The organism is Methanolacinia paynteri (assembly GCF_000784355.1).
GTDB lineage: Archaea > Halobacteriota > Methanomicrobia > Methanomicrobiales > Methanomicrobiaceae > Methanolacinia > Methanolacinia paynteri.
Genome location: NZ_KN360931.1, coordinates 145,425 through 168,242, shown reverse-complemented (window position 1 = coordinate 168,242; position 22,818 = coordinate 145,425). Strand labels below are relative to the sequence as shown.

Annotated in this window: 26 protein-coding genes and 1 tRNA gene; 20 read left to right on the top strand and 7 right to left on the bottom strand. The window is 46.9% G+C overall.

The window, feature by feature from the left end; all coding sequences use genetic code 11:
* Entirely contained in the window at positions 1–381 is a 381-nt protein-coding gene (locus METPAY_RS07835; RefSeq protein WP_013329670.1) for a roadblock/LC7 domain-containing protein, read from the bottom strand.
* A 198-nt stretch (positions 382–579) separates the two neighbouring features.
* On the opposite strand from METPAY_RS07835, the gene minD reads away from it, so the two are divergent.
* The 10 genes from minD (at position 580) to METPAY_RS07780 (ending at position 9,500) form a co-directional block, all read left to right on the top strand.
* A complete protein-coding gene (gene minD / locus METPAY_RS07830) occupies positions 580–1,371 on the top strand; it encodes a cell division ATPase MinD (protein WP_048151031.1) in 792 nt (263 codons plus the stop codon).
* Between the two features lie 3 nt (positions 1,372–1,374).
* The gene (locus tag METPAY_RS07825; RefSeq protein WP_013329672.1) at positions 1,375–1,578 is read left to right on the top strand and encodes a hypothetical protein; all 204 of its coding nucleotides are present in this window, start codon (positions 1,375–1,377) and stop codon (positions 1,576–1,578) included.
* A 67-nt stretch (positions 1,579–1,645) separates the two neighbouring features.
* A tRNA-Pro gene (locus tag METPAY_RS07820) sits at positions 1,646–1,720 on the top strand.
* 68 nt (positions 1,721–1,788) lie between these two features.
* A complete protein-coding gene (locus METPAY_RS07815) occupies positions 1,789–2,655 on the top strand; it encodes a damage-control phosphatase ARMT1 family protein (RefSeq protein WP_048151029.1) in 867 nt (288 codons plus the stop codon).
* Positions 2,656–2,707: 52 nt separating this feature from the next.
* Positions 2,708–3,163 (top strand): NfeD family protein, encoded by a 456-nt coding sequence (locus METPAY_RS07810; protein ID WP_245611568.1) that lies wholly within the window; start codon positions 2,708–2,710, stop codon positions 3,161–3,163.
* The gene (locus METPAY_RS07805) at positions 3,164–4,255 is read left to right on the top strand and encodes an SPFH domain-containing protein (protein WP_048151027.1); all 1,092 of its coding nucleotides are present in this window, start codon (positions 3,164–3,166) and stop codon (positions 4,253–4,255) included.
* An 845-nt stretch (positions 4,256–5,100) separates the two neighbouring features.
* Positions 5,101–5,466, top strand: a complete 366-nt coding sequence (locus METPAY_RS07795; RefSeq protein WP_048151022.1) for a BlaI/MecI/CopY family transcriptional regulator — start codon at positions 5,101–5,103, stop codon at positions 5,464–5,466.
* A gap of 24 nt (positions 5,467–5,490) precedes the next feature.
* Complete coding sequence (locus tag METPAY_RS14225; protein ID WP_084600729.1) at positions 5,491–7,761, top strand: M56 family metallopeptidase; 2,271 nt, start codon at positions 5,491–5,493, stop codon at positions 7,759–7,761.
* A 213-nt stretch (positions 7,762–7,974) separates the two neighbouring features.
* Positions 7,975–8,991: a phosphotransferase family protein gene (locus METPAY_RS07785; RefSeq protein ID WP_048151019.1), complete on the top strand. Its 1,017-nt coding sequence runs from the start codon at positions 7,975–7,977 to the stop codon at positions 8,989–8,991.
* Positions 8,992–9,089: 98 nt separating this feature from the next.
* Positions 9,090–9,500, top strand: a complete 411-nt coding sequence (locus METPAY_RS07780; protein ID WP_048151016.1) for a nuclear transport factor 2 family protein — start codon at positions 9,090–9,092, stop codon at positions 9,498–9,500.
* A 119-nt stretch (positions 9,501–9,619) separates the two neighbouring features.
* Here METPAY_RS07780 and METPAY_RS07775 read toward each other — a convergent pair whose 3' ends face one another.
* Positions 9,620–10,957, bottom strand: a complete 1,338-nt coding sequence (locus METPAY_RS07775; RefSeq protein WP_048151013.1) for a site-2 protease family protein — start codon at positions 10,955–10,957, stop codon at positions 9,620–9,622.
* Between the two features lie 252 nt (positions 10,958–11,209).
* On the opposite strand from METPAY_RS07775, the gene METPAY_RS07770 reads away from it, so the two are divergent.
* Positions 11,210–11,683, top strand: coding sequence for a hypothetical protein (locus METPAY_RS07770; protein WP_048151009.1), 474 nt, complete (start codon positions 11,210–11,212; stop codon positions 11,681–11,683).
* Positions 11,684–11,719: 36 nt separating this feature from the next.
* On the opposite strand, the gene METPAY_RS07765 is transcribed toward METPAY_RS07770, so the two are convergent.
* Together METPAY_RS07765 and rnhB are read right to left on the bottom strand one after the other, a co-directional pair.
* Positions 11,720–12,316: a hypothetical protein gene (locus METPAY_RS07765; protein WP_048151006.1), complete on the bottom strand. Its 597-nt coding sequence runs from the start codon at positions 12,314–12,316 to the stop codon at positions 11,720–11,722.
* A 308-nt stretch (positions 12,317–12,624) separates the two neighbouring features.
* On the bottom strand, positions 12,625–13,263 hold the full coding sequence (gene rnhB / locus METPAY_RS07760) for a ribonuclease HII (RefSeq protein WP_048151004.1): 639 nt from the start codon (positions 13,261–13,263) through the stop codon (positions 12,625–12,627).
* A 62-nt stretch (positions 13,264–13,325) separates the two neighbouring features.
* On the opposite strand from rnhB, the gene METPAY_RS07755 reads away from it, so the two are divergent.
* A complete protein-coding gene (locus tag METPAY_RS07755) occupies positions 13,326–13,991 on the top strand; it encodes a potassium channel family protein (RefSeq protein WP_048151000.1) in 666 nt (221 codons plus the stop codon).
* Between the two features lie 51 nt (positions 13,992–14,042).
* Here METPAY_RS07755 and METPAY_RS07750 read toward each other — a convergent pair whose 3' ends face one another.
* The 3 genes from METPAY_RS07750 to METPAY_RS07740 all read right to left on the bottom strand — a co-directional run bounded on the left by METPAY_RS07750 (position 14,043) and on the right by METPAY_RS07740 (position 16,810).
* Complete coding sequence (locus METPAY_RS07750) at positions 14,043–15,263, bottom strand: NAD(P)/FAD-dependent oxidoreductase (protein ID WP_048150997.1); 1,221 nt, start codon at positions 15,261–15,263, stop codon at positions 14,043–14,045.
* A 178-nt stretch (positions 15,264–15,441) separates the two neighbouring features.
* Positions 15,442–16,641: an NAD(P)/FAD-dependent oxidoreductase gene (locus METPAY_RS07745; protein WP_048150994.1), complete on the bottom strand. Its 1,200-nt coding sequence runs from the start codon at positions 16,639–16,641 to the stop codon at positions 15,442–15,444.
* Positions 16,631–16,810, bottom strand: coding sequence for a 4Fe-4S binding protein (locus tag METPAY_RS07740; RefSeq protein ID WP_048151145.1), 180 nt, complete (start codon positions 16,808–16,810; stop codon positions 16,631–16,633). Before METPAY_RS07740 ends, METPAY_RS07745 begins: the two co-directional genes overlap by 11 nt.
* A gap of 111 nt (positions 16,811–16,921) precedes the next feature.
* On the opposite strand from METPAY_RS07740, the gene cbiT reads away from it, so the two are divergent.
* Genes cbiT through METPAY_RS07700 form a run of 8 tightly spaced genes read left to right on the top strand, consistent with a single transcriptional unit; the run spans position 16,922 to position 22,670 of the window.
* Positions 16,922–17,470, top strand: coding sequence for a precorrin-6Y C5,15-methyltransferase (decarboxylating) subunit CbiT (gene cbiT, locus METPAY_RS07735; RefSeq protein WP_281174094.1), 549 nt, complete (start codon positions 16,922–16,924; stop codon positions 17,468–17,470).
* Positions 17,471–18,079, top strand: a complete 609-nt coding sequence (locus METPAY_RS07730; protein ID WP_048150988.1) for a cobalt-factor II C(20)-methyltransferase — start codon at positions 17,471–17,473, stop codon at positions 18,077–18,079.
* A gap of 35 nt (positions 18,080–18,114) precedes the next feature.
* Entirely contained in the window at positions 18,115–18,831 is a 717-nt protein-coding gene (locus tag METPAY_RS07725; protein ID WP_048150985.1) for a cobalt-precorrin-4/precorrin-4 C(11)-methyltransferase, read from the top strand.
* The gene (cbiG, locus tag METPAY_RS07720; RefSeq protein ID WP_048150982.1) at positions 18,828–19,703 is read left to right on the top strand and encodes a cobalt-precorrin 5A hydrolase; all 876 of its coding nucleotides are present in this window, start codon (positions 18,828–18,830) and stop codon (positions 19,701–19,703) included. Before METPAY_RS07725 ends, cbiG begins: the two co-directional genes overlap by 4 nt.
* Positions 19,687–20,469 (top strand): precorrin-3B C(17)-methyltransferase, encoded by a 783-nt coding sequence (gene cobJ, locus METPAY_RS07715; RefSeq protein ID WP_048150980.1) that lies wholly within the window; start codon positions 19,687–19,689, stop codon positions 20,467–20,469. Before cbiG ends, cobJ begins: the two co-directional genes overlap by 17 nt.
* Positions 20,447–21,082, top strand: a complete 636-nt coding sequence (locus tag METPAY_RS07710; protein ID WP_048150977.1) for a precorrin-8X methylmutase — start codon at positions 20,447–20,449, stop codon at positions 21,080–21,082. Before cobJ ends, METPAY_RS07710 begins: the two co-directional genes overlap by 23 nt.
* Positions 21,082–22,092: a cobalt-precorrin-5B (C(1))-methyltransferase gene (locus tag METPAY_RS07705; RefSeq protein ID WP_048150976.1), complete on the top strand. Its 1,011-nt coding sequence runs from the start codon at positions 21,082–21,084 to the stop codon at positions 22,090–22,092. The genes METPAY_RS07710 and METPAY_RS07705 overlap by 1 nt, the downstream gene beginning before the upstream one ends.
* The gene (locus tag METPAY_RS07700) at positions 22,089–22,670 is read left to right on the top strand and encodes a cobalt-precorrin-7 (C(5))-methyltransferase (protein ID WP_048150972.1); all 582 of its coding nucleotides are present in this window, start codon (positions 22,089–22,091) and stop codon (positions 22,668–22,670) included. The genes METPAY_RS07705 and METPAY_RS07700 overlap by 4 nt, the downstream gene beginning before the upstream one ends.
* The last annotated feature ends 148 nt before the right edge of the window (positions 22,671–22,818 follow it).

Sequence of the window (22,818 nt, the reverse complement as noted above, 5' to 3'; positions counted from 1 at the left end):
TCAGAGATCCTCCCCTACTTTTTCAGATATTGAAGCAAGTTTATTTTTGAATGAAGATATATCGACGGATTGATTAATAACTGTGGCGATGATATTTCTCTTACCTGCCCTTTTTATTACCATAAGTCCGTCATTTTCCATCGTCTCTACCACAATAAAATCGGGGCGGCTTATATGAAATGTACCGAACGCCGCTTCAGACGAGGCAAATATCGTTGCACCGGTTATACCGAGAAAAGGAGAAGGGAAATCCGAATTATTGGATTTTCCGACTATTTTTCCGTCAGTAGAAACTATGACACTTGCAATCACACCGTTCAGCGATTGTATTTCATCAATATATCCCCTGATTTTAGTCTTCAAAGGGTTTTCATCAGTCATCTCGAGTATACCTCAGAAATAATATATACTGATTGTTAATATTCTTCTTTAAGGTATTTATCAAATTCTAATTATTATTCGGGCAGAATCATATATTTTATTCAATTCGTAACAGGCATTTATAATAACGATTTGGTCAGATAAATTAGATTAAGAATAAAATTCAGACAGGGGTAAAGAGACGGACTCAGCATAACCATGGTTACTACATATACTATAGCATCTGGAAAGGGGGGTACCGGAAAGACAACACTATCAGTAAATCTCGGAACGGCCCTTGCATCTTTCGGAAAAGAGACTTATATCCTTGATGCTGATATGGGAATGGCCAATCTGGGCATAGTCCTGGGTCTTGAAAATGTTCCGGTTACGCTGCACGAAGTGCTGGCGGGAAAGGCACATGTATCCGACATCATATATGACGGCCCTGAAGGCGTCAAAGTGGTTCCGAGCGGCATATCGCTGCAGGGTTTCCAGGATGCGGACCCGGAGCGTCTCCGGGACGTGATGAAAGAGATCATCAATCACTGCGAGATTCTTATCATCGACGCACCTGCCGGCATAAGCAGGGACGGGGTGATCCCGCTGGCAATTGCTGACGAAGTGATTCTTATAATCAATCCTGAACTCTCGTCGATGGTCGACGCCCTGAAGACGAAGATTCTTACAGAACTCATCGGGGGAAAAGTCAAAGGGTTTATATTGAATCGTGCGACATTTGAAAATACCGAGGTGAGTGTAAAGAAGATCCAGGAGGTTTTGGATCTGGATCTTATCGGGGTCGTCCCGGAAGATCCTAATGTAAGGAGGTCCGCGGCCTACCGCCAGCCGATTATTATCAGGTACCCTGATTCGCCTGCATCCGTCGAGATAAAGAGGATTGCGGCCAGGCTGGCAGGAATGGAATTTGATGCGGATAGTGTAAAAAAGAAGAAAGAGGACAAGTTCCTCGACAGACTGGCACGTTCTATGACAAAAAGAGGGGATTAAAAGATGGAGTTTGAGTTTGTTTCGTACCTGATCATTCTTTTCGGTATCGTAATTGTATTTCTGCTGTTTCTGCTCTACCTGATGCAGAGGAGAATCTATCAGCTTCTGGATGAAGTTGATGAGCTGAACAATACGATGACCGTAACCTGTGGGGAGATCGAAGCGCTTACAAAGAATGTAAACGACTTCAAGAAAAATAAAATTTAATTTTCTTCTGAAACGAAAAGATAAGTTAAATAAAGAGTTTCATCTAATATATACTGTCAAAGATTAAGGGGCCATAGGGTAGCTTGGACCATCCTAGGAGACTGGGGGTCTTCTGACCTGCGTTCGAATCGCAGTGGCCCCATTCGTTTTTTTAGCCGATTATTGCAGAGATTTTATGATACGTACAATTCAATAGAACAAGTGAATTACATGCTGATGTCAGAGAGATGCTCCGAATGCCTGCTGGGGAGGATAGAATATGAATGCAGGCTTGTTACCGATGATGAAAATATCATCAGGCAGGCGGTTGAAGATTGCAGAAAAATGGTGTCCGAAGCAAAAAAAGATGCAGGACCCGCACCCGAAATCTCGAGCGCACTCCACCGCCACGCGTGCAGTATTCTGGGCAATCCCGATCCTTACAGGAAGATCAAGGAGATGAACAACAAAGACGCCCTTGAACTCGAGGAAAAAATTGAGAAAGAACTTGTTACATTGCACGACTATTGTCTGGCTGCATCCATAGGAAACACCCTGGACTACGGTTCGCTGGAGCATGAGGTAACGGGCAATCTCTATGAGTTCTTCCGGGAGGAATTTTCAAAGGGTTTTACTGTAGAGAACATTGCGGATTTCGAACCTCTCTGCAGGAATATATTATACCTCTGCGACAACTCGGGCGAGATTGTCTTCGACAGGCTTCTTATAAAATATCTCAAGGAAAACGGCGCAAGAGTTGTAGTCGTTGTCAGGAGAAACCCGATAATCAACGATGCGACAATGAAAGATGCCATTGAACTCGGCCTGGACAAAATTGCAGACAAAGTCCTGACAAATACGGAAGAGATCGCCGAACTCGGGGTAAACCTCTCGTTGATCCCGGAGGAACTCGAAGAAGAGATCGGGAATGCGGATCTCATAATCTCGAAGGGCATGGCGAATTACGAATCTCTCAGCGAACTTAAAAAGACGCACCGTCTTCCCCCTGTGGCTTATCTTATGATGGTCAAATGCGAGCCGATCGCAGAGGATATCGGCATCCCGAAAGGATCGAGGATCGCCTGTCTTGTGAAGTAAAACGGAGCAGGACGATACTTAATATATCCTGCTAATACATTATCTGTTGATAATGATTGACATTAGCGTCATTGGATGGACCATCATTGCGATAGGCCTTATATTACTTTTGATCGAAGCCTATAATCCGGGTTTTTTTCTTGCGGTCCCCGGAACCACACTGATTATTCTCGGGATAATCGCCCTGCTTTTTCCGGGAATCTTCCAGTCGTCGATGATTATTATTATAGGAATTATAATCGTAATTGTCTCCAGCGCCATCTCCATATGGATATACAGCCATCTTACCCCTGAAGGAGTTGTTCCGATAACGATAAGCAGGGACTCGCTCACGGGAAAAACCGGTATTGTGAGGGAGACTGTAATACCCGACTCAATCTCCGGGAAGGTCGAGATCGACAACGTTGAATGGAGCGCAAAAAGCAGGGAGAATATAATCGAAAAAGGAAAAAAAGTCCGTGTAATCTCCTCGGAAGGAGTGCACGTGATAGTTGAAGAGGAAAATTAGATGCTTGATAATTTATTGTTCATAATCATATTCGCACTTGTAATCATCCTGATTGCAGCAAAAGGAGTAGTAATAATTCAGCCGTACGAACAGGCACTACAGATAAGACTGGGCCAGTATATCGGCCGGCTCAACCCGGGGTTCAGGTGGGTTATTCCGTTTATCACCGAAGTGATAAAGGTCGACCTGAGGACCCAGGTTATGGATGTCCCGCAGCAGGAAGTAATAACAAAGGACAATTCGCCGACAAATGTCGACGCTATAGTATATGTCAGGGTCGTCGACCCCGAGAAGTCAGTCTTCGAAGTATCCAATTATAAGATGGCAACCGTCGCGCTTGCACAGACAAGCCTCAGGGGAATTATCGGCGATCTCGAACTCGATGAGATTCTCTACAACAGGGAGCTTATCAACAACAGGCTGAGAGACTCTTTGGACAGGGAGACCGACCAGTGGGGAGTCAAAGTAGAAAGGGTCGAGATCAGGGAAGTCGATCCGGTCGGGGCAGTCAAGCAGGCAATGACCGAGCAGACTGCTGCTGAAAGAGAGAGGAGAGCCGCAATTCTGAGAGCAGACGGCGAGAAGAGGGCAGCCATTCTGAGCGCGGAAGGTAAGCGCCAGTCGATGATCCTCGAGGCTGAAGGAGAACGGCAGAGCAAGATCCTTCGTGCGGAAGGAGAGAGAAAATCAAAAATACTCGAGGCACAGGGACAGGCACAGGGACTCAGGATACTTTCATTGGGATCTCGACCGCTCGACAAGAAGGCAATTACGGTTCTCTCCCTCGACGCTCTCAAGCAGATGTCAGACGGGCAGGCTACGAAGATCATCTTCCCGTTCGAACTATCGGGACTGATCAAGCAGAGCGCAAAGTTCCTTGGAGCGGAAGAGGAAGAGTTCACGGACGAAACGTGGAAGGAGTACAAACTCGACGACTCGATCCTCGGAAAGCCGCCTTCGGATGTCGAGGTGGAAGACGCGACCGAATTTGTAAAGACAATCGAGAGCACGATCAAAGATATCGGGACCGATGTTGCACCTGAACCGGGAGATCCTGTAGGGTCGGATAAACCGGAAGAAAATAAATCTTAATCTTTTTTTGCCTCGTAAAATACGTTGAACTGCTTTATTGTTTACAGATCTTATCCGGCAACCCCGGCACCGGCGGCCAGGCCGCCGGACGGCCCCTCCCTAGGGGCCTTGCCCTAAGATAATCTTCTCACGGCACGCCCGGGGACCGGCAAGGGTCCCCCGGGCTGTTGAATTTAGTTTGCTATAATACATTCCGTTCTGTACAACGCCATGAGTTCCCGCGTCCCGCCACTCAGGGGATACCCGTCTATCCCCTGAGTGGCTTATCGCAATGAGAGGCCCCGAGGTCGGGGCCGATCCGCGAACCTGCTGTGCGGTTCGCGGCGAGGGGTTGTCAAAAATAGTGAAATTTTGTTCCTGCAAAATTATTTTGAGCTACTAATAACGAAACCGACAATAAAAATATTTTAGAAATATTTCTCAGGCGGACAGCTACCTGAACTGCAAAAATGATAAAGTTAAGCTTAAATACTCCAAAAATACGACCAAATCGCCGATTTTAGCATCCACACAGAAGCCCCAGAATGGACTATATCCACTCGATCCATAGTAAACATCGTCTGAAAAAAACAGGTCTTTCTCGTGCCGTTATATCGATGCGATCCATGCTTTAATCGCCGTAAAAACACCATATTGGCGTTATTTATTTTTGATCTCCAAAACCCCTTGTAAAAACCAAAAAGAAGCCCGAATTGCAGGTTTTCAGGCCGCATCCTGATCACCGGATCGTACCTTCCGGGTCCGTCCAAAATAATAAATAAGGTTATGATCATTGTATTCTATTGCAATAGAACAGAGTTGCAGAGTTCTATTGCTGTCAGTCTCAACTTAAGAAGGAGGAACACATGAAAACGGGAATTAAGCTATTCGATTCTGAATTGAGAGTCATGGATGTTCTCTGGAAGGAGGGGGAAACCACCGCAAAAGAGATCGCCGTGATCCTGAACGAACAGGTTGGATGGAGTAAGACCACTACTTATACGGTCGTAAAAAAATGCCTGGAAAAAGGAGCGATCGAACGCAGAGATCCAAATTTCGTCTGCCGTCCGCTTATAACAAGGGAAGACGTTCAGGAATTTGAAACTAACGAACTTATCAACAGGATGTACGACGGTGCTGCCGATCAGCTTGTCGCCTCGATACTTGAGAACAAAAATCTCTCGGGGCCCGAGATCGAGCGCCTGAAACAAATTGTCAACAGCCTTGAATGAGGTGATGATACGTCGATAGCTGACATGACATTCTCCGCATCAGTCCTCATCCTTGCGGTCATAATCATCCGTGCCCTATTCCTACACAGGGTACCGAAGATGACCTTTTCAGTTTTGTGGGCCGTTGTTCTGTGCCGCCTTCTTGTTCCTTTCTCCGTACCGTCACCAGTTAGCATCTACACGCTGGCAGAACGGGCGGGAAGCACGATTACAAATCCGGCGGGCACTTCTACGATCTCTACGGGTGAAGCAATAATACCATCGCCCGTTCCTGCCTTCGAAGCACACGCAGGCGTTGCGAATTTGTCTGCGACCGTATCGCCGCTGGTCCTTGTATGGCTTGCCGGCATGATCGTATGTGCCATCTACTTCGTCTTTACACACCTGAGATACCTCGGGGAATACAGGACAGCGCTTCCTGTCGAAAACGAATTCATAAAAAGTTGGCAGCTGGAGAATCCAACGCGACGGCATATACAAATCAAACAACTTGATACGATCTCCGCTCCGCTGACATACGGAACGATTAAGCCTGTAATTCTGCTGCCGAAAACGACGGACTACAGCGACGAAGAAAAACTTGGATATATTCTCGCTCATGAGTACACGCACATCAGGCGATTCGATACACTGGTAAAATGTATACTGGCAGCCGCACTCAGTGTCCACTGGTTCAACCCGCTGGTATGGATCATGTACATCCTCGCCAACCGCGATCTCGAGCTTGCATGCGACGAAGCGGTCGTGAGGATGTTTGGAGAAAGTAAAAGATCAGCATATGCCCGTGCCCTTATCGCAATGGAAGAGAGGAAAAGCAGACTGACGCCTTTATGCAACAATTTCAGCAAAAATGCAATCGAAAAAAGGATAGTGTCAATTATGAAAATGAGAGAGAAAACAAAGTATGGTGTTCTCCTGGCAGTACTTTTGATCGTTGGGATGACAACCGTATTTGCCACCAGTGCTGCTGTCACAGTTGCTTCTGAAATACAAACAACATATGTGATTACTGCGGAGGATAGTTCACAGATAGAGAGAAACATAACGGCGGAACAGGAACTGTTATCCAAATACGGTGAGTATGGCATTTCATTTGATGAAAACAACAAGATGCGCTTTAATAATGAACTTGTCAGATATTTCTGGGATGGTGTAGAATTAGGTGATACCATGTCAAGCGCCCATTACAAATATCTTAATAGAGATGGCACTGTTGACGTGCATACGATAAGAAAAGTTATAGACAATGGTGATGGTAGTGTAAATCAATTTGGCGAATTAACAGGAATTGTAAAATACAGCCAGGAAGAATTTGAAAACAGAAATTTGTCCGATTTAAAGGGATCTTCGGATGCAGTCACATACACAATGGAAGGTGTACCAGGAACACAAGGTGAAACATTTGCGCAGAGATTTTCTAAGTATAAGAATTATGGAATTGAATACAAAGAACAGCAGCAGGGAAGCGGCCTTGGCAATGTCTATTATAATGGTCAGTTGGTAAAACAGTTTATTGACGAAAAGAAAGACGGTGGAATATTCAGCTATGAATCTGCCGACGGTTATGATTGTGAAATCATTATTCATACGATATATGATGAAAATGGAATGCTGACCGGAGTGGATAAACAATATACCACTAAGGGAAACGCTATTGAAACTGATGATACTGTAAACCCGGCTGAAAAGGAGAAGATCGAACAGCAGAGAAAGGAGCAAATTGCCGGAAAATATTCCATCTACGAACAATACGGTCTGACCTATGATGCAGACAGGGACCGGTTTTACTACAACAATATTCCGGTGAGATATTTCATCGATACGATTGATGCGGAAGGAAATCTCAACGGATTCTCATATACGGACGGAGAAGTAGATTTGAAAGCTGTCCGGGATGCCAATTACAGACTGACAGGAATTGAAGTCTTATCAGAGGCCGAGTTCGACAGCAGGACACAAAGAATTCTGGAGGCGCAAAATGCTATGAATGCTGTAGCTGGAAGTGGTAGCGGCTCCTATTCCTATGATCCCGACTGGAAAGACGATAGTTTATCGGCCTATGTTTCTGTCGGGGTATCCTATGACGAAGCAACCAAAACATGGACTTACCGGCAAAAGCCCGTTCATCTGTTGTATGATGAAGGTGTTACTACATTCTATAATCCTGCGGACAGCGACGGACAGAATTTAAGGGCTGTCCGTGATGAGAATGGTAATCTTGAAACGCTGGAAGATTTGTCCAATAACGAAACTCTTCAAATTATTGCCTCCATAACAGAATGGCAATGGCCTTGAAAAAATATTCAAATCCATCTTTTTTCCAAGAAAAAAATGAAAATCCCGGCCTGGTAGAGATGGCAATATCCGGGATTCTCTATACCCGGATGGAGTTTATTACGGAATAGTGATCCAAATCCCATAAAATCTATTGATCTTCCTGTTTCAAATGGATAAATGAATTTGAAATAAAATCTGAACAAATAACATAAAGATAATAAAATTTGGGCTATGAACATGGAAAGAAACAATGCTGGTTTGCATAATGATGAAATAACCGAAATCCTTTCAAAGGCAGATCCTTCATTTAACTCTGATAATGCCAGGATTGAGCGTTTAAAACCAAGAAAGACCGGCAGGTCGCTTAATACCCCGATAACCGTCACTTCAGACGGCAAAGCATATTATCTCATCGAAAAAGCACTTCTCATTACTAAAGAGGAAATCAGGAAAACAGATCTGCTGCGACGAAGATCTAACCTGCCGATACCACGGATATATCATTTAGATCCGGACAGGGGTGTCATGCTGACAGAAGACCTGAATACCGGATTTATTCAGGGATCTGCGTTTGATGAAGAGACGAAAAACGGCAAATTCGTAAGATCAAATTACATTTCCTGTCTTGGAGCGGCTGCACGATTCCATGCAGAATTTTGGGAGAATGAAGATGCCTTCAGGAAGATCGGGCTTCCCTGGCATCTGGAAAATTTTCATGTGCATCTGAGGGGTTTGGAAAAAAACTACCTTCAATATAAAGCTAAATATAAGGATCGGATAAATCCCTCCGATTTACAATGCTTTGATGATGCAATTTCTTATCTCAGGGATAATTATCCAAATGTCATAAGTGAAAGATTCCATTCGGGTAAAAATGTAACAATTATCCACGGCGATCTGCATCCCGGCAACACTTTCATATCACCGGTAGATCAGTCTGTAAAATTTATAGATTTTGAAGCTGTAAGAATGGGTCTTTGTACAGATGATCTTGCAATGCTTGTGGCATATCATATCGCTCCCGATAAAAAGGATGCATTGCCGTTGCTGGATCATTATTACAAGTATTTATCAAAAAAAGTTGACGGATATAGCCATGATGAATTTAAAAAAGATTACATTACTTCAATTATTGAAAACATGTTCTTTTCCATCCGTTTAATAAACCAGGGAATTCCGGCTTTTAATATCAGAGACAATTCATTAATTGCCTATAACACGTTTAGATCTGAAAATATCACCGATTGACAGGATTTCTTTTGGTTTCTCTTCACGGGTTTTATCACAGGGCAAAAGATAGACAGAAGAAAAAAACCAAATACAACCAATCCACATAACCACCTGTCATGAGCTTAACTGAAAAACAGAACGCGGAAATTCATGCTGTAATGGACACCTATTCCACGGCTTTCCAGGAAAATGACATCGAAGGAGTTATGGCAGTTTTTTCCCCTGAAGTCCGCGGGTTCGGCAGCGGGGCGGACGAGGACTTCATCGGCCACGAAGCTCTTGCCCGGCAGTTCAAACGCGATATGAGCCAGGCGGCTGTCAATGCAATGAAGTTCACCGGAATCCAGATCGACGGCGAAGGCCCGGTGGCTTGGGTCATGACCCTGAACTCGGTCGATTTCACTATCCCGGGATCGGAGACGCATACGATCGACGGCAGGTCGACGATGGCCCTGCGAAAGATCTCCGACAGGTGGCTCATCGAACAGATCCACTTCTCCGTTCCTTCCTCGGTGCCCGAAGAGTGAATCGGCATTCACAGGTTTGCTAAAAATACGGCACAAAAGACAAGGCCAAAATATCTTCAGATTTTTTATCATCCTTAATCGGATCGAATGAAAATATTGAAAAAAAGGATCTTTTCAAATCATCCCGTAAACGAGATCCCTGCATCCGCCAGGACACCGATGAATATCGTTCCGATCAGTGCGAAGAGCACGATAAATATTACAGCACCCGAGATGACCTTTCCGAGAGACGGCCTTCCGATCCTCTCCGCAAACCTGTCGGCAGCCTCGCGAAGAATATAACCGCCGTCGAGTGGGACGAGCGGAAGGGCGTTGAATGTTCCGAGAACGAAATTCCACCAGAACAGCCAGAATACAACCTGTATTACCTGGAAGTAGCCGGGGAAAGGCTCGTTCCATGCAACCTGGTACGGCCTGTCTATCAGGAGGAAACCAAGACCCGAGGTATCGTCGCCCATGAATACGTTGATCGGGATGTAGCTCAGGAACATCGGCCCGAGTGGACTGAGGGTATATGTACCGAAGGTATCGGTGATTACCTGGTTGTTATAATACGAGATTCCCATGAATCCCGAATCTTTTGCACCCGAACCCTCGGGCCATTCTGAGAGAGTAATATTGTATAACGACTCTTCCCCTGAATTCAGGACCGTCATGGAGATCGTATCGCCCGGACTCGTACCGTTCAGGACCCTGCTTACATCCATGTAGCTGGAGACGGTCTCACCGTCGATCGCAAGGATCAGCGAATCGGGAGGAATAGATGCGTTATATGCCGGATACCCGGTATGAACGCCGTATATGTATGCCGAATCCGAAGGAGTAAGCATACCTACAAGACCTGCAAGCAGGACGAGGCATATAAGAGATACTACGAGATTATTGGTGATACCTGCCCCATACATTCGTATCTTCGGCATTCCCCTCGCTTTCTCGACATCCTCCTCGTCCGGTTCGACAAACGCCCCTATCGGAATGATGAAGAAGAGCAGTCCTGTGCTCTTCACCCTCATATCCTCGACACGGGCAAGGATGCCGTGGCCGAGTTCGTGGATCGCCATTGCAAAGACAAGCCCGAATATAACAGCGAAGGTTAAGGGGATGAAGTCGTTTACTCCCGGGATCGCGAGAAGATTTGTGGCATGGAATATCTCGGTGTTGGGAGGAGTCTCCCTCAGGTAGAACAGGAATGAAAAGATCATCAGTACCGAGAAGAATACGGAGACCACCGCAACAACAACAGCACCAATCGTTCCGTATATCCTGAAGAAACCGGAATAGTTCCTGAACCAGTCCAAAAAACGGACATTATCGGTCTTCAACGCGAGAAAAGGCCCGAAGAAAGTGATATGCTTCTCCCACAAGTTATTTGATTTGATATATGAGATCACTGCAAGATACAGCGCCACAATGAATAAAATTATGAATATCCAGTTAAGTGTTATCAGGTCGCTCATCTTCCCATCTATGTTTTAATTATATTCTGAAATAGTTTAGCTAAAAGATACACCCGGCAAATATTCAAAGAGATAGTTAAAAAATTATCCCTATTTTGTCATGTATAGACTGGTTATTATTCAAAAGCTACATTTTATCTTTCTTTGATCTAATCATGGAAATCTAAAACATAGGATTGTGAAAAAGATCATTTTGTTGTGTTTTTTGTTGCTGAATGTTAGCTTTATGCTCTCCCAAGATAATTAGATTTTATGATCGAATATGATAATCATAGTTTCAATAGTGAAATAGAAGCACGTTGGGCAGTTTATTTTAAAACTGCAGGAATAACATATGAATACATATCTGAAAGGGATGAAAACGTAGTCAACAAATTGTACACTCAGTTTTGGTTACCACAAGTTAGAATGTTTGCAGCTATAAAAGAAAAAGTATTTACCCAGAAAGACATCAACAGATTAAAAGAAATAAATGAAAATTCTGGCTACCCTTGCTTATTATTGATAGGTTTTCCTGACTTTTGTTCATATTTTGCTACAGACGGTTTTGACTACATTCTGACAAATTTTCATAATTATGTATTAGACGAAAAACGATTTTACTGCTGTACAGAATATGATAGCAATAGCCATTTCCCATTACCAAACAAAATACCAACTGAAATTGAGAGAAATAATTATGATTTAATTAAACCAGTAACTGAGGCAACTTTACTGAAACTTTGAATAAAATATATTTTTACGAAGCCTCGATTTTAATGTTCACGCCCTTTTCAGGGCAATGCCCTCCGGAAGACGCGATCTGATGAAATCCAGCACTTCTTCATAATTTTCATCGGTGCAGAAGAGACCTACCGGGCTTATCAGGGACTTTCTGTACGCGACTATCGTCTTCTGGGAATCGTAGGCTGTGATCTTTTTAACGTCGCCCCATGCCATCGATTCCGATTCCCTTGAAATATTGATCATGCTCCCGCCGAGAAGCGCCGGGGAGCCCGCCAGGATTCCGCCCGTCATCGTAATCTTATTAAGAGCCCTGGAGTTTTTGCAGGCATCATAGTACATTCCTTTATCGTCAAGGCTGAAGGTCGCAGACAGGCCGCCCCTTGTTGCAGCATGGATCATCCCCATCGCAACAACGGAAAGTACTGCAAATATTCCAAGCAGGAGAACGAATACCATAAATGCCTCCACGATCATATCCGTGTCGAGGACAATCAGGAAGATCATTAAAAAAAATGCCGGAATAATGATAACCATTGCGAGCTGTTTTAGGACTACAGTGTTTGAAAACAATGGGATCTGTTTTTCCCAGACGATCTTCTTCACCGGTCCTTTACTACTCAAATCTTCGGACATTCTATACTCATCAGTGATTTTTGTTGATTTACATGAAAATCACGTTGTGATTTACATGAAACAGTCCATGAAACCTTTGTTTCATAAACGTTTTTATTATAATGATCTATAAAGTTGCAGTATCCCGAACAAATATCCTGAAACACAGCGTTGGCAACCCCTCGCCGCGGGCCTGCCGGGCGGCCCGCGGATCGGCCCCGACCTCGGGGCCTCTCAATGGCGATAGCCACTCAGGGGACAGACGAGTGTCCCCCGAGCGGCGAAACTCGGCAAGCTCGCTAAATGTACTGTAAATAATTCATCCGAAATCAGAACTCAAACAATTTCTTCTGGTTTTTTTTAGCCATCATATTCGAAATCGTCTTCCAGCTCATTCGTGCTATTGACGGGGGCTCCTCTCTTTCTTCGATATAACGCTTAAGGAAGGCAATGGTATCGGGATCGGACGGGTAGCCGCTGCCGATATTACCCCATTGGGATTTCAGATCTTCGATCATCCTGTCACGGGTAACCTTGGCAACTATGCTGGCCGCACTCACGACTGCATAGAGATCGTCCGCCTTATGCTTCGACACTATGGTAATGTCGTTCTTCAGGAAGCCCGAGATCGTCTCCGCGTACCTCACCTCGTTTACATCGCAGGCGTCGACATATGCCGTATCGGGCATGAGATCCGTAATCGCACGTGCATGCGATCTGGCCACAATCTCGTTCATTGTCATGGAAGAACGGAGTTCGTCTATCATCGCCGCAGACAGAACGACCGTCGTTGTTTTAAACTCCGCAACAATCTCTTCGTAAAACTGCTCGCGCCGCCGGGGGGAGAGAGTCTTCGAATCGGCAAAACCCTTCTTCACGAACTCTGAGAGATCTTTTCCTGCAACTCCGCCGATTACCATCGGACCCAATACCGAACCTTTTCCGGCTTCATCTATCCCACAAATCACTTAAATAGTAATATTTGATTTCATAGATTATATCTATGGTCACGGAGAATATGTGAATTGAGATGTATATCATAATTATCGGCCTTGGCGGAATCGGGAAAAACCTTGTCGCAACAGCAGCCGAGCACGGCGACAGCGTCGTCGTAATCGATAAAGACGAGGAGAGATGCAACGAAATTCTCGAGCATTACGATGTCCTGGCAATTACAGGTAATTCAACGAACAGGGCAATCCTGGAAGATGCGGGAATCGACCGTGCCGATGCGGTCGTAACCACCACCAGCGACGATGCCGTAAATCTCATGACATGCTGGCTGGCCAAGAGATTCAATGTAAAGAGCCTGATCTCCATCGTAAACGAGATCGAGCACTCGGAGTTGTTCAAGGAAGTCGGCGTTATAATCAGCGAAAACCCCGACGAACTTGTCGCAAACAGGCTCTACTACTGGTCGGAAAACCCTGACATGCAGCAGCTCGCGTCAATACCCGGCGGAACGATATTCGAGATTACCGTCGAAAGGAACGCACCGTTCGTCGATCACGAAATAAAAGAGCTCGAGGTCAAGGATTTCGTCTTTATCGCGATAAAAAGGGACGGGAAGGGCCTGATTATTCCGAGCGGCACGATTACCATTCAGCCGGAAGACACGATTATCGTGTTCACCAAGAAAGACTCAGAAGAAAAATGCATGAAGATCCTCAACAAGCAGCTGAAAGCCTCGAAATAATACCAATAAGATATCAAACAAAAAAATTTTCAGGGATTCCGTCAATTCTATCTATAAATTAAGAGCATTGTTTTTCAGCCAGGCAAGATCTTTTAGGATCTTAGGACTGAAGATCCCCGGATCAAGTTTCACCAGTTCTCTAACCAGTGAAAACGTCGAGAGCTCCTTCACTATAATATTGCTGATGGAATTCAGGATTGCATTTAGCTGGTTGTCGTCAAGTTTTACAAAGATCTCCTTAATCTGGTAGCTATGCCTGATGACGCCGCCAAGCTTTGATTCACGCCAGGTTTTATCATATTTCATGAGAGCACTCCTGCTCCAGTCATTCTTTGCGATACATTCCACGGCGATTTCCCCTGCAAGCTTCCCCGAATACATCGCATTGTATATGCCCCCGCCACTGAAGGGATAACTCAGCCTTGCCGCATCCCCGACGACTATAAGCCCGTTTGCAACAGTGCACTCAAGGGGTTCGCATACCGGGATACCCCCGGTCATCAACTCGAGGGCCTTTCCTTCAGGGAAGTGCTCTGCTACATATTTGTCGAGGTAATCTCTCGCCCTCTTCCCGTCACCGGATCGGTTCCCCGGGATACAAACACCTACATTTGCAGATCTTTCGCCCTTCGGGAATATCCAGGCATAGCCCTCCGGCGCCGCATCTCTCCCTACAGAGAAAACAATCACCCCGGGTTCGATATCGATATCGGTCATAAGGTACTGTGCGCAGGTCTTAATTCCGTTTAGAGGGACCGTAGAATCAATCCCGCAGTACCTGGAGAACTTGGATTCAACGCCGTCGGCAGCAATGACAACCTTTGCACGAACTTCGGATCTCTCTCCCCCATATTCGAGGACCGCACCCTTCAAATATCCGTCTTCTACGATGGCGTTCACAGCACGGGCCTTTATGTAGCATTCTGCTCCCGCATCGACAGCCTGCCGGACTAAATCGCGATCGAAGAACTTGCGATCGAGGATATATCCGACCTCATCGCCCGACACGGCCGGACGGAGGTAGAATGAAGAACCGTCTGGAGCTACGATCTTCGCCCGCCTGATCTTTGCAGAGATCCATTTGGGGTCCATTTCATTGAAAAATTCCGGGAGCACACTCGCCTCGATACCTTCCGCACACCTCACGGGAGTACCTATTGCCGGCCTCTTTTCTACTATACAGACCGAAAGCCCCGAGCCTGCAGCGACCTTTGCCGCAAGTGCACCGCCGGGCCCCCCGCCTATTACAAGGACATCATATTCATTCTTCATTCGACACACCCAACGCACAGGGAGGACAGACCTTTATATAAATCCCACAGTCTCCGCAAATCTCCCTGCGAATAACGATCATTTATTAAAATATACATCCGGTTACGTCCTAATTTTTATCAATTGAGATCGCTGCCGTGCCCGATAATTACAGAATAGAAAAATATGTTTCAGGTTTTTATTCAAAATATTTCTTAAGCCCTTTAAGATCCTTGAGCACCTTGGGATTGAGCCTCATCAGTTCCTTGATCAGGGTGAGTGTCGAAAACTCCTTCATCGCGAGATTGTTGACCGAATTCAGGATTGCATTGAGCTGCTCATCGTCAAGTTTTACAAAGATCTCCTTAATCTGGTAATTGCGCTGGAGAGCCTTGCCCATCCTTGATTCACGCCAGATTTCGTCATATTCCATAAGGGCATCCCTGCTCCAGTCATTGTTCTCAATGCATTCCGCCGCAACCTCTGCTGCAAGTTTACCCGAATACATTGCGTTGTATATGCCGCCGCCTGTTATGGGATCGCTGAGCCTTGCCGCATCCCCGACGACCACAAGTCCGTTTGCAACAGTACACTCAAGGGGTTCGCAGACAGAGACACCGCCTATTATCAGCTCGATGACTTTTCCTTCGGGGAAGTTCTCCGCTACATATTTGTCGAGGTAGTCCTTCGCCCTCTTCCCATCCTTGGACTGGGTCCCCGAGATGCCTATGCCGACATTCGCAGATCTCTCGCCCTTCGGAAATATCCAGATGTAGCCCTCGGGAGCCACATCTCTTCCGACGTAGAAGACAGTTACGCCGGGCTCGATGTCGATATTGGTCATGAGATACTGGGCACAGGTCTCAAGCTCTCTCAGCGGAACGGTCGTATCGATCCCGCAGTACCTTGAGAACTTCGATTCCACGCCGTCGGCCGCAATTACGACCTTCGCACGAACTTCGTATCTTTCTCCCCCGTATTCGATGACAGCGCCCTTAACATAGCCGTCCTCGACAATCGCATCCACAGCACGGGCCCTTACATAGCATTCGGCACCCGCATCGACAGCCTGCCAGACGAGATCGCGATCGAAAAATTTGCGATCAAGGACATATCCCACTTCATTGCCTGCCATTGCAGGGTCAAGGTAGAATGAAGATCCATCGGGAGCGATGATCTTGGCCCGCTCGATCTTTGCCGAGATCCATTTGGGATCTACCTCATCGAAAAATTCCGAGATCAAATCCTCCCCGATACCCTCCGCACACCTGACAGGTGCACCGATTGCCGGTCTTTTTTCGATAATACAGGCGGTAAGTCCGGATTCGACTGCGGTTTTTGCAGCGAGCGCACCGCCGGGTCCCCCGCCAATCACCAGGATATCATATTCACTCTTCATCCGAAACCCCCAGTGCACCAAGAGGGCAGACCCTTACGCAGATCCTGCAGTTTTTGCATTTTTCCGTATCGATTTCAAGATATGCATCTACAAGTTCCAGCGCAGCTTCAGGACAGACTGAAACACAGGCTCCGCAGTATCCGCAAATCTCCCTACGAATTACGATCATTCTTATATTATACATCAGATAATGCCTTTAACCTTTACCAATTGTTAGAATTGCAAAAAGTAATTATATCACGTCACCGGGGTCTTCACACGAAAGCCAACAATTTAACCCATTCAGGCCGATAATATATTATCAATGGGACTCAAAGGCGGACCGACCCAGGACGAAATAATGGCAGTTTCTCTCCAAAAGCTCAATATTGAAGACGGAGATGTTATGGCCGATATCGGATGCGGCACTGCGAAGATATCTATTGAAGCATCGAAAAAGTGCAGCACCGTTTATGCAATAGACAGAAGAGCCGAAGCTGTAGATTACGCAAAATCGGAGATCGAAAAGGCAGGAAGGGAGAATATTATCCTTATACACGGGGAGGCGTCCGCCGCCCTGGACGATATAGGAGCTCTCGACTGTGCATTTCTCGGGGGGTCCGGAAATATCGAGATTATTCTTGAAAAACTTAAATCTGTTGTATCCGGAAGAATTGTAGTAAACGCAGTCCTCCTCGATACTGTTTCAAGGACCATAAATAAGATGAAAGAGCTTGGAATTTTCAGGGAAGTCGTGCATGTTCAGGTTTCCCGGTCATACGAACTTGTGGGCGATATCATGTTCAAACCGATAAACCCGGTATACATCATTGTCGGGGAGGTGGCATAGATGCTCGTTGCGGTAGGTATCGGCCCCGGAGATCCCGAACTTCTTACTGTAAAGGCCGTACGGCTGATACAGGAAGCGGACCAGGTCTTTGTCCCCGGAAAGGTCGCAAAGGAGATAATATCCCCTTACAGGAAGGACCCGGTGGTGCTCTCGTTTCCCATGACAGACGACCAGGAATACATCAAAAGATGCATCGAGGAGAATGCGGATAAGATCGCTCCCGTGGCAAAGAACGGCCTTGCGGTATTCTGCATACTCGGGGACCCGAATTTCTACGGAACCTTCGGAAGACTTTGCAGTGTCCTTGACGAAAAATACCCGGAGATCGAATACGAAACGGTCCCCGGTGTAAGTTCGATTACGGCACTGGCCTCTGCCGCCGGGATCTATATAAACGGAGGAATCGAGATCTCGGACGGATCGGAGACGGACTGCAGGATCCTGCTTAAGGTGAGAAAGCCCCGGCAGAAGGCCGAAGAACTGAAAAAGGAAGGTTACAGCAATTTCATCCTTGCCGAGAGGATGTACATGAGCGGCCAGAAGATCTACAGGAACGACAATCTACCGGAAGAAAGCGCCTATTTTAGCGTACTGTTTGCAGGGAAGTAAATAAGAAAAAGCGAAAACACGGAAAAGTGAAGAAAATGCCGAAGATCTATATCGTTGGTGCGGGATGCGGAGATCCCGGCCTTATTACAGTTAAAGGAAAAGAACTGCTGGACAATGCCGATCTCCTGATTTATGCAGGTTCGCTCGTGAACTCGCAGCTTGTCGACGAATGCCCGGCACCGGAGAAATACGACAGCTGGGGCATGAAGCTTGAGGTCATGACCGAGATCATGATAAGGGCGGCAAAGGAAGGAAAGACTGTCGTGAGACTTCATTCCGGCGATCCCGCCCTCTACGGGGCGATAATAGAGCAGGTCGAGATCCTGAAAAAAGCCGGGATTGAGACCGAAAGGGTACCCGGGGTATCTTCGATGTTCGGTGCAGCAGCCTCGCTCGGCATCCAGTATACACTCAAGGGAGTCTCCGAATCCGTAATCATTACACGGCCTGCAGGGAAAACACTCGATACGGACCAGATCGCGGAGATGTCGAGACTCGGTCAGACGATGGTGATCTTCCTTGGCACTGAGCATATGGAGGAGATATTCGAAAAGGTTGAATGTCCTCCCGATACTCCTGCCGCAGTCGTCTATCATACAACATGGCCTGATGAAAAGATCGTAAGAGGTACTGTCTCCGATATTGCACAAAAGGCACGGGAAGCCGGAATAGAGAAGACGGCCCTCATTATAATCGGCGAGGTTGTGAATGCCTCGGGACCTGAATACGTAAATTCGCACCTGTACGGATGAAGGATACTGTCGTAATCTCCCTGAATAAGTTTGCTCCGGGGGCAAAGGAGCTGGCAGAGAAGCTGAATGCAGACTTCGAGCTTTATTCAAAGGAAACTTTCGGCGATATTTTCAGCAGGTACAAAAGAATAGCTGCAGTAATGTCCGCAGGAATAGCAGTCAGGGCTGCAGCCCCGTACCTTGAGGACAAGTGGACCGACCCGTGCATTGTCGTAGTCAGCCCGGACCTGAGATACGCAATTCCGGTAATCGGCGGACATCACGGCGGAAACGAGCTGGCAAGGGAGCTCGGGAAATATGGTGTCCATCCGGTGATTACTACCGCGACGGAGACCCGTGGTCTCCCTTCTGTCGAAGGAATCGCGGATGAGAGAGGTCTTGAGATAATCAACAAGGACTCTACACGGGCGGTCAACTCATCCATCCTTGACGGAAAGACGACCATTCAGATCATAGAGCCGCCGGCCATTGCAATTGTTCCCCCGGGTGTATCGGTCCTGCTTGAAAAAGGGGAATATATAGTGGGTGTCGGGTGCCGAAAGGGAATTTCGAAGGAGGAAGTCCTCCGGGCGATCGACTCCGCATTGTCCGATGCAGGAATCGGGAGAGAAGAGGTTCTGGCATATGCAACGACATGCCTCAAGAAGAACGAAAAGGGCCTGATCGATGCGATCGGGGAGATTAACGGAAACCTGATCTTCCTGGACGATGAAACACTGAAAGAACAGAATCCCGAATCGCCGTCAAGAGCACAGGACAAACTCGGCCTTCCCGGGGTTGCTGAACCTGCGGCTCTTGCATTGTCGAAGAGAAAGGAGATCATAATGAACAAACGAAAATACGGAGGAGTAACAGTTGCAGTCATCAGGTAACGATAACAAAGGAAAATTATTCATTGTCGGAACAGGCCCGGGTAAGAACACACAGCTTACCGGAAGGGCAATAGAAGCGATCAGGGAATCTGATATTATTATCGGGAACGACTTTTACCTTGATCATATCCCGGAATACATCGAAGGCAAGGAAGTTATTCGAAGCTCGATGGGCAAAGAGGTAGACCGGGCAAAGAGATGCGTCGAGCTTGCAGAAACAAGGAAAGTCTGTATGGTCAGCGGGGGCGATCCCGGAATCTATGGTATGGCAAGCATCGTCCTTGAGGTAATCGCTCACGAGGATTCGTGTATCGACTACGAGGTCGTACCCGGTGTTACTGCCGCGACTGCAGCAGCTTCTCTTGCCGGATCCCCACTCTCGGGGGACTATGTCACGATATCCCTCTCCGATCTCCTGACTCCGCTGGAGATTATTGAAAAGAGGCTTGACCTCGCATTTCAGATGGGAATTCCGGTTGCGCTCTACAACCCGAAAAGCAGAGGAAGGCCCGCTAATCTTTCTCTGGCCTTATCGATCGCCCTGAAATATAAAAAAGAAGAGACGCCTGTTGCCGTTGTCAAAAATGCATACAGGGAGAACGAGGATAAAAGATTTTTCACGCTGAAATCGCTCTTCGACGACGACAGCTTTGTGGACATGAGTTCTATAGTGATCATCGGCGGTGAAGAAACCCGTATACAGGATGTATGCGGTAAAGATATTATGATTACTCCGAGGGGTTATGACAGGAAATACGTATATTGATCCGGGAGCGGACACAAAAGAAGGCTACCAGATCTCGTCGACGAGCAGGGGCCTTGCAAGGATGGTAGTTGGAGACGAAACGCCTGAGGACAGGATACGCCAGAGATGCGCAATCGCGGTCGGGGATTTCATCATGGCCGATCTGATGGCCTTTAAAAATAATCCGATCGATGCCGGTCTTAAGGCTCTCGAATCCGGGGCACCGATCATCACCGACATCAGGATGGTCCAGACTGGAATCAGAAAGAAAGAGCATAACTCGGAAGTCCTGTGTGTACTGGATTATGAATCCGAAGTTTCCAAAAACAAAGAGATTACCAGGAGTTCTGCGGGCTTTATCGCATTGAAAGACAAAATCGAGGGCTCGATTATCGTAATAGGCAACGCACCTTCGGCCCTGCTTATGGTCTGCGACTTTATCGACAAGGGCATAAAGCCGGCACTTGTTATCGGGACGCCTGTGGGATTTGTGAATGCAAAGGAATCCAAGGAGCTACTTCGTACAAAAGACGTTCCGTCCGTCTCGAACAGGGGAACACGTGGAGGAACTCCTCCTGCGGTTGCCTCGATGAACGAGATTATCACGATGTTTATTGAAAAACAGCAGATCTGATGAAGGTAATTGATCCCGTAACCGGTTTTGAGTACCCCGAAGACTGGGTCAGGCTTTGCAGAGATGAAGAGGCCCTGGAACTTGTCAGAAGGGGTCTTGCCATACTTACCTCGACGGGAGAGATACTTAAAAGAGGATTTACTACGGGAACTACCGCTGCCGCCGCATGCAAAGCGGCAGTTCTGTCCCTCAGAACGCCTGTATCGGAAGTCGATATTCTGCTGTCGTGCAATCTCCGTTTTGGAGTAAAGGCCGAAGGAAAAGACGGGACAGGGACTGCATACAAATATTCCGGGGATTACAAAAACGATATAACATCCGGCCTTCAGTTTTCTGCCAAAGCCGTTGAGACCGGATCAGGAATTGATTTTACCGCCGGAGAAGGGATCGGACGTTTCGAGAGGGAGACCCCGAGATACAAAAAAGGCGATCCTGCGATAAGCCATCCGGCAATGAATGCGATCCTCCGATCGATAGGAGAGGCGGCAGAGGTCCTGAACCTTAACGGTGTCTCCGTCGAACTCAGCATTCCGAAAGGAAAAGAGATCGGCGAACAGACTCTCAACCCGAAGGTAGGGGTGATGGGTGGTGTTTCGGTTCTCGGGTCTACCGGACTTGTTGAACCCTGGGCCGATCACCTCTCGGAAGACGTATTCGACAGAATCAAAAATACTGACACCCCGGTCCTGACGACCGGAAGAACGGGCCTCAGGTACTCGAGGATGCTCTTCCCTGACAACGAAGTGGTTCTTGTCGGGAAATTCATGGGAAGAGCGATCGAGGCAGCGATGGGCAGGGCAATACTCTGCGGGCTCCCGGCGCTCATCCTCAAGTTCATCAATCCGGAGATTCTTGACGGAACGGGATACAAGACTGTTGAGGAGCTGACAATGTCGGAGAGATGGGAATCGATTCTCAAAGAAAATCTTAATGATTATAAGAAGAAGATGCCTGGTATGAGAGTCATGATCATCGGGCGCAACGGTGAAATTATCGGAGATTCAGGATGAAGATTGTAGGGGTTGGATGCGGACCGGGGATGCTCACGGAAGAAGCCATCAGTGCCATTGAGAGTGCTGATCTTATCTACGGCTCGGAAAGAGCATTGGAACTGGCATCTGCCCATATAGGAAAAGAGTGCGATGCCCGGATAATCTCGGATTACAAGAGCCTCAGGACGCTACCCGACAATGCGGTGATCCTTTCGACAGGAGATCCGATGCTCGCGGGTCTCGGGTATCTTGACGGTGAGATAGTGTCGGGGATTTCATCGTACCAGTACGCCTGTGCAAAACTGAAGATCCCGATGACAAAGACGACTATCGTAAACGCTCATGCGAAGGATCACGAAAAGGCGTTCGATGAGATCTGCTTTGACATTTCAAGAGGAAAGATCGTATTCATAATTGCAGACCCGGAGTTCAGTACTGAAAAACTTGCAGAGAGGCTGTTGGTTGGATCTCCGGATTGCAAAATCGCTGTCTGCGAACGGCTCGGGTACCCGGACGAGAACATTCAGAAAGGGGATGTCAGGAATCCTCCTTCTCCGCGGACGGGGTTGTTCGTTCTTTTTGTCGGGGATTTTTAAGATATCATTTTGTGACTTTAGGGGCTTAAGCCCCTCATCAGATCATTTTTCACGAAATTTTTGAGAATTTTTTTGGGCATAAGCCCGGTTTTTTCCTTTAATGTTCTGTGAATAATAAGGGCATAAGCCCCTTCGGGGCAGCCCGGTG